A 13,360-nucleotide genomic window follows, 5' to 3' on the forward strand; every position below is an offset into this window, starting at 1 on the left:
TTATTTTGGTCTGGCGTTTGCCTGAGAACAAAAAAAGAGCCAGATAGTTTTGATAAGTTGAAGTGGATGTTCCTATTTTTCCCACGAACTGATTTTCCCATCTCGCATTGAGAGGAGAGACGCAATGGCGAAGCCTTCGCAGGAAAAGCCCAAATCGAAGAATGAAAAGCATGAACCGGATTTAGCAAAGCTGCGGCAGTTGCTTATTCTGAACGGGGCGGAAATTTCTGCCATTGGTGAAGAAGCAGAATTGCTGGTGGGTGGTAAAAACTACAATACAGCGATTATCAGCCAGGTGCCTGGCATTAAAACCCCCCAGTTCAGGGCTGTTTCTGCCCATGCCTTCCATAAATTACTGGATGAAAGCAAAATAAACGCTTCACTCACCCGTTCCATTGTGGACAGGGAGTATAAGCGGGTGGACTGGACTGACCCGGAAATTAGTGGTGACCCGGAATTTTTGCAAAAATTTGTTCGGGGCATTGGTAAGCAGATAAAAGCGGAAGCATTGGCCGCAGAAGAAGGCAAAGGCCTTGTAAAGTTGCGTTCCTTCATCAACAACGTTGTGGAAGGGTTTGCCACCTCGCCTGAAGGCATTGACCAACTGCGCAAGCGTTCCGTGCTGGTGCAGGCGGGTATTTTGGCCGCAGAATTGCCACATGAAGTGGCAGATGCTGTGCGCCAGGGCTACCAAGCCATTTGTGATGAAGCCGGGGAAGAAGATGTGCCTGTGGCTGTGCGTTCTTCCGCCGCCGGGGAAGATTCCCGCAAAAAGGCGTTTGCTGGCTTGCAGGACACCTACCTGAACATGCGCGGGCCTGAAAAAGTGGTGCAAGCCTACCATTGGGACTGTGCTTCTGCTTACAACCTGCGCTCCATGACCTACCGCCGTGAAGCCATTCTGGACGCCATTAGCCTTGCCGAAGAAACTGGCGACGACAACATTGCCATTCTTGCCAAGCAGGAATGGGCCATTGAAAATACCTCTCTTTCCGTATGTCTTATGCGCATGATCAACCCGGTTATTTCCGGCACTGCTTTTGCGGCAGATACAGCCACAGGCTGCCGGGGCACTGTGCGTAACGACCTGGTTTCCATTGACGCAAGCTATGGCCTGGGTGAGGCCGTGGTGGGTGGTATGGTAACGCCGGATAAATACTATGTGTTTACCCGCGACGATAACCGCCAGGTGGTTATTCGCCAAATGGGTTGTAAAGACAAAAAAATTATTTATGACGAAGCAGGCGGCACACGCCATGCCCCAGTGCCGGAGCATGAAATATACCGCTGGGCGCTTTCCATGGCCCATGCCGAATCCGTAGCCAAGGGTGTGCGCTCTATAAGCAATACCTATGGCGGCATCATTACCGACTCAGAATTTTGCATAGACGTGAATGATGAGTTGTGGTTTGTACAGGCCAGGCCTGAAACGCGCTGGAACGAAGAATTTGAATTGCACCCCGACACCATTTTCATGCGCCGCAAGGAAGTGGACCCCGCTGCTGCTGCCCGTGCTGAACTGCTGCTGGAAGGCAATGGCGCTTCCCGCGGGGCAGGGCAGGGCCGGGTAAAGTTCCTGCGTTCCGCCCTGGAACTGAACAAAATCAGCAAGGGTGAAATTCTGGCTGCCGAACGTACCGACCCGGACATGGTGCCGGGCATGCGCGTGGCTTCCGCCATTTTGGCAGACGTGGGTGGCGACACCTCCCATGCGGCCATCACCTCCCGCGAGCTGGGCATTCCTGCCGTTATTGGCATTCAGCGGGTTGAAGCCCTGCGCGCCCTGGATGGCCAGGACGTGACAGTGGACGGTACCACCGGCCGCGTGTACCGTGGCATTTTGCCCCTGCGTGATGTAGGCGGTGAAATGGACCTTTCCAAGTTGCCTGTCACTAAAACCAAAGTTGGTCTTATTCTGGCAGACGTGGCCCAGGCCATGTTCCTTTCCCGCCTGCGCAATGTGCCCGACTTTGAAGTGGGCCTGTTGCGGGCGGAATTCCTGCTGGGCAACATCGGGGTGCATCCCCTGGCTCTGGAAGCGTACGATAATGGTGAGCTTGAGCACGTTATTCAGACCCACTTGAAGGTGCTGGACAGTAAACTGACCAAAACCGTGCGTACCCAGCTTAACGCTGGCCTGGTGTTCATGAACTTGCGCCTGCGTGAATACGTGGGCCATTTGACGGGCATTACCCCGGAACTGAACGCCCTGAACGAACGCGAAGGCATGGGCACAGAAGAAGAAGTGCTGGCCCTGCGCCGCCAAAGCCGCGACCTGGAACGCAAGCTGGATGAGTATATTGATAACGCATCCCGCCGCCTTGATTTGATTAAGACCTCTGTGGACCTTGAAGCCCACGTGCGTTACATGATGGGCTTTGAAGATGAGTTGGCCCTGCTTGTGGGGAACGATTCTGAAGTGGTGCGTCGCCGCAGTGAAATTGCTTCCCAGGTTGCTTCCATTGCTGCCAAAGCGGCAAACATCCCGTATGTTCAAGAAACACTTGAAGAAATCAAGGAAGTTCGGGCAGACGTGGGCCACCGTACAGGCCTTTTGGTGGAACTGGAAGAAGTGCGCACCATTCCCGATAAAATCAAGGTGCTTATCCAGTCAAAAGGGTACCGTTCCGGGCGGGAACATTATGTGCAAACCCTCGCTCAGGGCCTTGCCTTGTTTGCCATGGCCTTCTATGGCAAAAACATTATTTACCGCACCACAGACTTCAAATCCAACGAATATCACAACTTGCTGGGTGGCCTTTTGTTTGAACAAACAGAAGATAACCCCATGCTGGGGTGGCGTGGTGTTTCCCGCAACCTGCACGACTGGGAAATTGAAGCCTTTAAAATGGCCCGTGGCGTGTACGGCGGCAGCAACCTGCAAATGATGTTGCCTTTTGTGCGCACCATTGAAGAAGCCCGCAGCATGCGCTGCTACCTTGAACAGGTGCACAAGCTGAAAAGCGGTCAGGACGGCTTGAAAATTATTCAAATGTCCGAACTGCCCAGCAACGCCATTCTTGCCAAGCAGTTTTTGGAAGAGTTTGACGGCTTCTCCATTGGTTCCAACGACATGACCCAGATGGTGCTGGCAACAGATCGTGACAACGCCCGCCTTTCCCATATTTATGATGAGGAAGACCCAGCGGTTGTGTGGGCTATTCTGGTCACCATTTTCACGGGCCAGAAGTTTGGTAAAAAAGTAGGCTTCTGCGGGCAGGGTGTTTCCAACAGCCTTGTTATTCGCGGGCTGGTGGCCATTGCAGGTATTGCTTCTGCTTCTGTTGTGCCAGACACTTACTACCAAACCAAGTTTGACATGGCTGCCGTGGAAGCGGAAAATATTCCTCCTTCCGGCCTTGGGGACTGGCTGCGAGGCCAGCATGAAAACAACTTGCAAGCCCTGCTGGTTGACCAGGGGTATGACCATATTCTGAAAAAATATGCCCAACCTGCTGAATTGAAGGAATGGTATGAAGGGGAGCTGCGCCGCCTGCAAGAGCAATTGCGCGAAAACCTGGATTCCGGCAATGAAAAGTTCTACCGTCAAGAAGTGGAACGCTTCCGCCGCACCTTCCACAAGCCTGTTGTGTATGCTAATTGGGACTGGAATAGCCTTGTGAATGACGCCCTGCACCAATCCGGCTTTGCCTCGTTTGAAGAACAGGCTGATGCTCTTGCGGTGCAGCGCAGTAAGGTCTGGTAGCATAGGGAAACGCTGATTTATTCCGTTTGGCTGCGTTGCTCGCTTTTTTTGAGGCGGGGCAGGACCAAAGAGTCCAGCACCCACCTCAAAAAAAACTCATGCCTTGCCAAACGAAAAACTGAGCGTTTCCCCAAATCCTCTTAACCAGTGCTTCCATAGTTTCCAAGGATGTATTCCTTCTACATCGCCGTGTTTCCTGCCAGGAAGCACGGCGGTTCTGTATGCATTGCCAGGGTAAGCCTGCGCGTGTTCTTGACAACTTGGGGCATGGCTGACAAAACAAACGCACTGTTTGCTTGGCATCTAGCACCGGCCTCATTTCCCTGTACCAACGATTTTACTAGCCTCTTGGGCTCACGTTTACTCTTATGTCTACGCAGAAACACTATTCCCCCCTGGTTGTTTATCTTGCCTGCTTAAGCTACACCTTGCTGGTCTTCTTTTTATTTCGCATGGTGTTTGCTGTTATGGCGGCGAACAACTTAGCTGGTGCAAGCGCTGCAGAATTTTGGCAAGCCCTGTATCTTGGCTTTCGTTTCGACGCCCGCCTGGCTGCCCTGGTCACGTTGCCCTTGGGGGTTGCCCTGGCTGTGCCTGCCTTGGCCCGGCGCGTAACATTCCGTCTGGTGTGCCTTGTGTATGCTTTGCCCCTGTTCTTCTTAGTGGTGCTATACGCGGTGGACATGGGTTTTTATGCTTACCTTGGGGGGCGCCTTGATATTACCATTTGGGACTTGTTGAAAGATTTAACGGTGTCCATGTCCATGGTGTGGCAAAGCTACCCGGTGGTGTGGATTATACTGGGTGAATTTGCCTGTGCCGCTGCCATTACCTGGGGCTTGGCCCGCTTGGCAGCGCTGCCCCTGGCCCACAGTGCCCGGTGGCAGGTGGGGGCACTCCGCTTTGTGGTTGGCCTGCTGGTACTTTTTGTGGCTGTGTATGGGCAAATTACCCCCAATATGTTTCCCCTGCGCTGGAGCAATGCCTATTTTTCCCAAAACCAGCATATTGTGGCTTTGGCGCTGAATCCGGTACATAATTTATATGATACCTTCATACAGGCTTCTGGCAGAAATTACGACCTGGAAAAAGTGCGGGAAGCTTACCCGCGCATGGCAGCTTACCTTGGGGTAGATGCCCCCAACCAGGAGACCTTGAGCTTTTCGCGCACAACACCGGGCAGGGGTGAGCGCCCTTTGAATGTGGTTATTATTTTTATGGAGTCCCTGGCGTACCCAAAAACCTCTTTTGCACCGGGTGGGGCAAATACCACTCCCTTCATTGCGGCCCTGGCAAAAGAATCTGTACTGTTCCACAACTATTATGCTAACGCCCGCACCACGGCCAGGGCCGTGTTTTCCGCTGTTACGGGCATTCCGGATGTAAGCGAAAAAAGCACCGCTTCACGCAATCCGTTGGCAGCAAACCAGTTTTTGCTCATGAATGAGTTTGTAGGGTACGATAAATACTACATGCTTGGGGGCAGTGCCAACTGGGCAAATATCCGGGCCGTATTCCAGCGCAATGTGTGCAGTTTGCAAGTGCTGGAAGAGTATAGCTGGAAAGCACCCAATGTGGATGTGTGGGGCATTTCCGATTTTGCCCTGCTTATCGAAGCGCATGCCACCCTGGCAGCCCGCGACCAAAGCACTCCCTTTGTGGCTGTTATCCAAACAGCGGGTTTTCACAGGCCCTACACAATTCCCCCCACCCCAGGGTTTGTCTTGCAGGAACTGCCCAAAGAACAGCTTGATTTATATGGCTTTGAAGACCAGCGGGAATATAATTCCTTGCGCTTTTCCGACTTTGCCCTGGGTGAATTCATGCGCCTTGCCCGGCAAAGCCCGTATTATGAGAACACCGTGTTTTTCATATTTGGTGACCACGGAATTACGGACAATGGCAGGAATATGCCTGCCGGATATTCGGCCGCTTACCTTGCCCCTTGGCATGTTCCCTTACTGGTGCATGCTTCCCCTGCGCTGGGGCTGTTAACGCCGGGCAACAGGCACGATGCTGCCAGCCATGTGGATATTTTTGCTACCGCAGCTTCCCTGGCGGGCATTGGGTTTGAAAACCGCACCCTGGGCCGTAACCTGTTTGACAAGCGTTTCGATGCAGACCGGATGGCCTTTATTGGGGGGAAAAGCAACGTTCCTTTGCGGGTAGTGCAGGGGCAGTATGGCTACTTCAAGTCTTCGGGGGGAGACGAACACCTGTACCGCCTGGACGACACTACAGGTAAAGATTTGGCCGTTGCCATGCCAGAATTGCTGGCAGTATTGCGGCAGCGGGCAGAAGACTATGTGCAAACGGCCCGTTATATGTTGTATAACAACCCGCAAAAAGAACAATAATTCTCTATTCTCACCTTGGGGGCCTTTTGTGATTCGATTGTGTGCCTGCATATTGCACTATGGTGAGCCAGAACTGACAGCCCGGCTGCACACCCACCTGCACAAGGCAGAACCGGAGCGGGCACAGGACGTGCTGGTGCTGGATAACGCTGCCCCCCATGCCTATGCCCCGGCCTGGCACCGTTTGGATGCAAACAGATACTGGGCAGGGGCTTTTGCCTGGTTTTTGGCCCAGGCCGAAGCCCTTGGGTATACTCACGTCTGGTTTTGCAATAACGACATACAGCTTCTTTCCGCCGGGCCGTATCTGAAACGCCTTGAGGCACGCCTTGCCCGGCTGGAGAAGCAGGGCAGGGTGGGGGCTCTTTCCCCAGCTTTGGAACACAACCCCTACCACCGGCACACGCAGCAGCAACCCGGCGGGGGCTGCCGCCCTGTGCCCTACCTGGACGGTGTTGCCCCGGTGGTGAGCGTGCAGGCCGTTGCCGCTGTGGGGGGGCTGGATTGTGAAGACAATCAATATGGCTATGGGGTTGACGTGTGGCTTTCCTTGCGCTTGCAGCAAGCTGGGTGGCAAGTCCTGGTGGACGATGGTATGCTTATGCGGCACCGCTACCACACTACGGCCAACGCAGTCACAGGTTTTATGCAAACAGCAGCCAAAGCGGAAGAAGCCTTTATGCAAAAACGCCTTGGCCCCCAGTGGCGTGAGCATATGCAACAATTGCAGCAGGGGTGGCAGCAACCCAGCGGACAAACTGTGGAGTAGCTTTCTTCATTGCTGTGTGTTTTTGTACCGCTTTTCGCATAGCCTGTAATGGGCTATTGCTTTTTTAGAAAAGTAATAGTAACCTTAGATTAATAGTTTTTATTCCTAATTATGTACATGTTACCTCCCCCCCGGCACTCGTTGCCGTTGGCTCTATCTTTAACCAAACGAGGAATGCCATGAATACTCCAAAAACTTCCAGCCTTGCCGGGCTTAATCGGCGTGAATTTCTTGCGGCTGCTTCCAGCGCTGCCGTGCTTCTTTCCATGGGTGGCTTGGGCAATGTTGCCTTTGCCGCAACGCCCTTTGCCTTGCCTGCCCTTCCCTATGCAGAAAATGCCCTGGAACCTGTTGTTTCTGCCAAAACCATCAGCTTTCACTATGGCAAGCACCATAAAGGGTATGTAGACAACCTGAACAAGCTGGTGGCTGGTACTGAGTTTGCGGACATGCCCCTGGAAAAAATTATTGCCGAAACAGCAGGCAAGGCCGAAAAGGTGGGCATTTTTAATAATGCAGCCCAAACCTGGAACCATACTTTTTATTGGAACAGCCTGACCCCCAATGGGGGTGGCACACCACCAGCAGCGTTAAAAAAACGTATTGATGCCTCGTTTGGCGATGTGGAAGCCTGCAAAAAGGAACTGGCCGCAGCTGCCATGGGACGTTTTGCCAGTGGCTGGGCATGGCTGGTGAAAGATGGCGATAAACTGAAAATTGTGAATACCATGAATGCCGATACCCCCATTACCACCGGGCTGAAACCCCTGCTTACCATTGACGTGTGGGAGCATGCCTATTACCTGGATTACCAGAACCGCCGCGCCGACTATGTAACCGGGGTGCTGGATAAACTGGTGAACTGGGAGTTTGCAGCCAAAAACCTTGGGTAATTTTTCCTCTGGGAATCACTGGTTATAGGGCGTTTCCTTAACCACATCACCAGGTATTTCTGGAAATGTTCATTGCAGGTAACTCCGGGGGGCACTGTCACCCCTGGAGTTACTTTTTTGCATGTGGGGAAATTCTTGTCGTCGTGTAGTAAATGCGCTAGATAAACGCTACGGGCGCGTTTTTTCAAGCGCCTGAGTGTGAACACGTGAACAAGTTTAGCTTTGGCAAGGAGCCATTATGACCCGTATTTTCCGTCATTGTGCAGTTGCTGCAACACTTTTGTGTCTTCTTGCACCGCAAGCCTTTGGGGCAGCCCGTCTTTCCAACCAAATGCCTCCCACCCACTTTCTTTCCAAGGCTATGGACTTGTATGCCGAGAAAGTTGCGGAATTTTCCGGTGGTAAAGAAACGGTGCAGGTGTTCCACTCCGGCCAGCTTTACCAGGACACAACCGTGGTGGAAGCTGTGCAGGATGGCCTTGTGGAACTGGCATTGCTGCCTGCCAACAAATGGGCTGGCATGTTCCCTGCCATCGATATTTTTGAAATGCCCTTTGTGTTTAAAGACCAAAATGCCTTGCACCGCTTTTTGGATGAAGGCGGGGCCGCGCTGCTGGACGAAGAATTCCAGAAACTCAACGTGAAGGTTATGTTCTGGGCAGACTATGGTGATGTGCATATTTTTAATAACAAGCGCGCTTTGCTTGCCCCCGAAGATTTCAAAGGGGTAAAAATACGGACATTTGGTAAGGCTTCCACCCAGGCCATTGAAGCCCTTGGTGGCAGCCCCACCATGATAAGCTCTGCCGAAATGTACATGGCCCTGCAACGGGGCACTGTGGATGGTGCTGTTACCGGGGTGCCTGCTGCCGTTAGCCGCAAGGTGTATGAAGTGCAAAAACACATGACCGTGGCAGGCCTGAGCGCCGTGGAATTTGTGCTGCAAGCCAACCTTGACTGGTGGAACAACCTGAGCCCGGAAGCGAAAGAAGCCCACATGCGGGCCAGCAAAGAAGTGTCTGCATTTATTTCCCGCTCTGTGGCGGAAGAAGAAGCCAAGGCGCTGGAAACGGTAAAAGCGTCAGGGCTGCAAATTAGCGTGCCCACGCCGGAACAGCGTAAAGTGTTGCAACAGGCCACAGCCCCTGTGCTGGAAGCCTTTGCCAAAACGAGCGGTGAATCTGGCAAGAAACTGCTGGAAATTACCGCCAAGGCAAACAAGTAGCTGGCAGGTTTTTTTGTCTCTGAACGTGTAAGCCCGCTTTTGAACGCGGGCTTACACGTTTCCAATAAGTTTTTTGGAGGAATACGTGGTGTTACATCTGTTCAGGCAATTCAGCGCCCTGGTGCGGCGAATAAACTTGTGCATGGCCTATGCCGCAGGTTTAGGCATTTTGTGCATGGGGTTCATTCTTTTTTACGAAGTCATTGCCCGCTATGTGCTGGATAGTCCCACAGTGTGGTCACAAGAAGTTTCGCTGTATATTTTCATTTGGTCCATGCTGGCTTCTGCCGGGTATACCCTTATAGCGGAAAAGCACATTGCCATTGACGTGATAACGGGCAAAATGTCGCCGTTTATGCAGCGGGTGTGTGTGCTGCTTTCTTCCCTTGCCGGGCTGGCCTTCAGCCTTGTTATTACCTGGCAAGCCTGGGAAATGCTGGAAAAAACCATTCGGTACAACCGCCATTCTCCCACCCCGCTGAATATTCCTTTGTGGACAGTGCACTCTGCCGTGCTGGTGGGTTTTGGCCTGCTTGCTGTGCAGTATTTGTGCATTATTCTTGAGCGGTGCGGTGCTGCAGCCCTGCCAAATAGCAAGGGAGGCAAGTTATGCTAAGCTTTTTCCTGATTGTTGTCATATTGCTGGTGCTGCTTGCCCTTGGTGTGCCTGTGGCGTTTTCCCTTGGGGCGACTTCCCTCATGCTTATCTGGATGTACGACCTGCCCATGCAGGTGGTTGGGCTTACGGTGTTTTCCGCCCTGGAAGGCTTTGTGCTGCTGGCGGTGCCCCTATATATTCTCATGAGCCAGATTTTGCTTTCCGGCAAGGTAGGCGACAACCTGTTTGATGTGATGAACGTGTGGGTACGGCATTTTCCTGGCGGGCTGGCCACAGCCACCATTTTGGCCTGTGCCTTTTTTGCGGCCATTACCGGTTCCGGGGCAGCCACTGCTGCCACCATTGGCATGGTGGCCTTTCCTGCCATGATTTCCCGCGGCTATGAAAGAAGTTTTACCCTTGGCCTGCTGGCTGCCGGGGGCACCCTGGGCATTTTGATTCCGCCCAGCATTCCCCTTATTCTGTATGGCTCCATTGTGGAAGAATCCATTGGCAAGCTGTTCATGGCCGGGGTTGTGCCCGGTGTGCTCATGACGCTGGCCTTCATTGCCTATGCTGTGGTGAAAAGCGTTCGCAGTGGGTTCAAACCACTGCAAAAGGCAAGCTGGCGGGAACGGCTGCACGTTACCCGGCAAAATGCATGGAGCCTGCTTTTGCCCCTGATTATTCTGGCGGGTATTTACACCGGGGTGTTCACCCCAACCGAAGCTGCGGCCGTAGGGGTGTTTTATAGCCTTGTGGTAACTCTGTTTATTTACAAAACTCTTACGTTCCGTGATATTCCACTGGTGTGCCTGAAAGCGGTAACCACTTCCTGCATGATTTGCACGATTATTGTGGGCGCTACCCTTTTTGGTAAGGTCATGACCATGCTCATGATTCCCCAGTTGCTCACGCAAATGGTGGTGGAACACAACCTTTCCATGGGGTGGTTCCTGCTGTGCATTAACCTGCTCATGCTGGGCCTTGGCATGATTCTGGAAACAGTGTCCATTATTTTGCTCACCATTCCGCTGCTGTTGCCCATTATGGCCGCCTTGCACATAGACCCCATATGGTACGCCATTATCCTGACCATAAATATGGAAATGGCCCTTATCACTCCACCTGTGGGGGTGAACCTGTACGTTATTAACGGGTTACAAGCAGATGTGAAAATGGAAGAAATTATTCGGGGCGTGTGGCCGTTCATTCTTATCATGGCAGGGGTTCTGGGCCTGATTATGCTGTTCCCTGAACTAAGTACCTGGCTGCCATCGGTAATGAGCGTGAAGCAGTAAAGGGTGTGGCCTTGAATGAATTGGTTATTCTTTGTTGGTATTGGGGGGAGCATTTGCTCCCCCTTTTTTTTGCTCCGGGCGGGCATATGGCGGATACTTCTTCCCTCTTTGGGGGTATGCCTGCTTCTAGCGCCGCATGAATCCGCCATCCACAATAAGTGTTTCCCCAGAAATAAAGTCTGACTCCGGCGATGCCAGAAATACCACGGCATTGGCAATGTCTTCCGGCAGGCCTGCACGGCCCAGGGGAATTTGGCGAATAATGCCTTGGCGTTTTTCCGGGTCAATACCGCACGTCATTTCTGTGTCGGTAAGGGCAGGGGCAATAACGTTGGCCCGAATACCCAGGGGGCCTGCTTCCCGCGCAACCCCTTTGGTAAAGGCAATAACCCCGGCTTTTGCCGCTGCATAGGCGGCATTGCCCAACAGCCCGCCCCCCAGCAAGCCTGCCACGGAAGCCATGTTGATAATTTTACCGTACCCGGCTTGTTTCATATAGGGGAAAGCCGCCTTGCAGGCCAAGAACACGCTGCGCAGGTCTACCTTCATAACAAGGTCCCATTCTTCAATGGGAATGTCCCAAAAGGAACTGGTACGCACAATACCCGCGTTGTTCACAAGGGCGGTAATGCCACCGTGGTGGGCCACAAATGCTTCCATCATGCCCGTTACGGCCTCAGGGTTGGCAATGTCTGCCACATAGGTGGTGACCTTTCCCCCTAGGGCGGTAATTTCAGCGCACACGGCGTTGGCAACATTAGCGTCCAGGTCGTTTACCCCCACAGCAAACCCTTTGTGGGCCAGGGCTAGGGCAATGGCCCGGCCAATGCCGCGCCCGGCACCTGTTACCAGGGCTGTTGGTGTACTGTTTTCGTTATTTTTCATGGGTGTTTCTCCGTTGGTGTTGCCGTGTTCACTGTGTCAGTTTGCCAGGAAAAGACGTTTGCAGGCTGCGCTATGTGCCCTGTACTTTTGCCACTTCATCCGGTTGCGGCAGTTCATAGCTGTTGCCTGTGCGCAGGCGAATAAGCAGGCGGGTGGGGAGCAGCACAAGCACCGTGGGAATGGCAAAAAAAGCTCCTGGCAGCGCTTCGGTGATGCCAAAAAATTCCATGCCCAAAATCATGGCCATAACCCCGTTGCTTACCCCAATGCCAATGCCCATGGAAACCTGCTGGGGCAAGGGCCAGCGCCAGGAAAGAATGGCCCCGCACAAAAAAAACACTAGGCCAGCCAGCAGGGCAGCGGCCATGCCGGGCAATAGCAGGTCCGGGCTTTGGCGCAGGGTGGGGGAATATTTGGCAAATACAGCCAGGTTGCACAGCCCAAGGGTGGCGGTGTTAATCCAAAACCGCACTGCCATAATTTTAAGGCACCCTTTGGGGAATACTGCCTGGGCAGCCTGGGCCAGGGCGTAAGGAACAATAAGAAGGGTTGCCATGTCCAGGCTCATGCGTAGTGGGGAAAAATGGGCCATGCCCACGGCATCGGTTCCCAAAAAAGGCAGGGCAAGGCTGGTAAGCAGCGGCAGCGTGAAAGGGGAAAGCAGGGAAGTGAACACAATCCCCGTGAGAGCCAGGGTAAAGTCTGCCCGCATAACCAGGGCAAAAAAGGCGCAAATAACCCCCACAGGGCTGCCAGCCAGTAGCAGGGCACCCAGGGCAAACTTGGGCATAACCAGAACAAACAGGAAAAAAGTGACGAGGGGAGCAATAAACAGCTTGCCCACACTCATAACCAGCAGGCGGGCGCGCAGGCGCACCACACCGCGCAGCACTTCCTGGGTGCGCAACCCAAGAAAACTGAGGAATAGCATGAGCATAATGCTTATGCGCGGGTATCCATCCAGCGGCTCTGCCGCCTGTGGCAGGAAAATACCTGCAATGATACCGCCAAAAGCAACGCTGATAAGGATAAAGTCCCTTAGGCTCATGAGAAGTTCCTTAATTGCTTAAATAAGCCTGTGGCATGGCATGTGCCTGTGGTGCAGAGCGTTAAACAACACACATACGGGCTCCGGCCCTATGGGTCAAGGGTCGCCTGCTGGGGGCTGGAATGGCATGGCCATACTTGTTTAACCAACAGCATACAGGGCGTTTTCTGGGCTTGTCGCGTTTAATGCGTTTCTTCGGCTTGATGCGTAAGTTCAATTCCAGGTCGCAATAAATGCGGTAAACTCGCTTGTGATTCGGTAATCCTCCCCTTTTTAGTAGCTCTAACAAGTAGAGCCTATGCCGCCTGTTTAAGCTTCATTGCAGGGGTGATGCCGCCAATGCCCATGTTAGGGCGTTCATTATTGTAACTCCAGAGCCACTGCGTTGCAAATTCGCGCATTTCCTCTACAGATTCAAATAGGTATTGATTCAGCCAATCATAACGCACAGTTCGGTTATAGCGTTCAACGTAACTGTTTTGCTGCGGTTTCCCTGGCTGGATGTAGCGCAGTCGGATATTCCTTCGCTTAGCCCAGCGCTGAAGCGCTATGCTAATGTACTCCGGGCCATTGTCACA

The 13,360-nt window shown here is 52.9% G+C and carries 10 protein-coding genes; 7 read left to right on the forward strand and 3 right to left on the reverse strand.

Annotated features, from left to right (window positions below; translation table 11 throughout):
- Positions 1 to 124: 124 nt before the first annotated feature.
- From G497_RS0109170 to G497_RS0109200, 7 genes are all read left to right on the forward strand, one after another.
- Positions 125 to 3,706 carry a PEP/pyruvate-binding domain-containing protein gene (locus G497_RS0109170; protein ID WP_027187925.1) on the forward strand — a complete coding sequence of 1,194 codons (3,582 nt, stop codon included), beginning with the start codon at positions 125 to 127 and terminating at the stop codon, positions 3,704 to 3,706.
- Positions 3,707 to 4,074: 368 nt separating this feature from the next.
- The gene (locus G497_RS0109175; protein WP_027187926.1) at positions 4,075 to 6,063 is read left to right on the forward strand and encodes an LTA synthase family protein; all 1,989 of its coding nucleotides are present in this window, start codon (positions 4,075 to 4,077) and stop codon (positions 6,061 to 6,063) included.
- A gap of 28 nt (positions 6,064 to 6,091) precedes the next feature.
- Positions 6,092 to 6,832: a glycosyltransferase family protein gene (locus tag G497_RS0109180; RefSeq protein WP_051258005.1), complete on the forward strand. Its 741-nt coding sequence runs from the start codon at positions 6,092 to 6,094 to the stop codon at positions 6,830 to 6,832.
- A 179-nt stretch (positions 6,833 to 7,011) separates the two neighbouring features.
- Positions 7,012 to 7,725 (forward strand): superoxide dismutase, encoded by a 714-nt coding sequence (locus G497_RS0109185; RefSeq protein ID WP_027187928.1) that lies wholly within the window; start codon positions 7,012 to 7,014, stop codon positions 7,723 to 7,725.
- Positions 7,726 to 7,963: 238 nt separating this feature from the next.
- Positions 7,964 to 8,950, forward strand: coding sequence for a TRAP transporter substrate-binding protein DctP (dctP, locus tag G497_RS0109190; RefSeq protein WP_034637357.1), 987 nt, complete (start codon positions 7,964 to 7,966; stop codon positions 8,948 to 8,950).
- Positions 8,951 to 9,035: 85 nt separating this feature from the next.
- A complete protein-coding gene (locus tag G497_RS17545; protein ID WP_211228757.1) occupies positions 9,036 to 9,566 on the forward strand; it encodes a TRAP transporter small permease in 531 nt (176 codons plus the stop codon).
- Positions 9,560 to 10,849, forward strand: a complete 1,290-nt coding sequence (locus tag G497_RS0109200; protein WP_027187930.1) for a TRAP transporter large permease — start codon at positions 9,560 to 9,562, stop codon at positions 10,847 to 10,849. The genes G497_RS17545 and G497_RS0109200 overlap by 7 nt, the downstream gene beginning before the upstream one ends.
- A gap of 126 nt (positions 10,850 to 10,975) precedes the next feature.
- On the opposite strand, the gene G497_RS0109210 is transcribed toward G497_RS0109200, so the two are convergent.
- The 3 genes from G497_RS0109210 to G497_RS0109220 all read right to left on the reverse strand — a co-directional run.
- Positions 10,976 to 11,734 (reverse strand): SDR family NAD(P)-dependent oxidoreductase, encoded by a 759-nt coding sequence (locus G497_RS0109210; RefSeq protein ID WP_027187931.1) that lies wholly within the window; start codon positions 11,732 to 11,734, stop codon positions 10,976 to 10,978.
- A gap of 70 nt (positions 11,735 to 11,804) precedes the next feature.
- Entirely contained in the window at positions 11,805 to 12,782 is a 978-nt protein-coding gene (locus tag G497_RS0109215) for a bile acid:sodium symporter family protein (RefSeq protein ID WP_027187932.1), read from the reverse strand.
- 296 nt (positions 12,783 to 13,078) lie between these two features.
- Positions 13,079 to 13,360: integrase core domain-containing protein (locus G497_RS0109220; RefSeq protein ID WP_027187933.1), on the reverse strand; the 282-nt coding region annotated here is incomplete at its 5' end.

The organism is Desulfovibrio cuneatus DSM 11391, from assembly GCF_000430005.1.
GTDB classification, from domain to species: Bacteria; Desulfobacterota; Desulfovibrionia; order Desulfovibrionales; family Desulfovibrionaceae; genus Frigididesulfovibrio; species Frigididesulfovibrio cuneatus.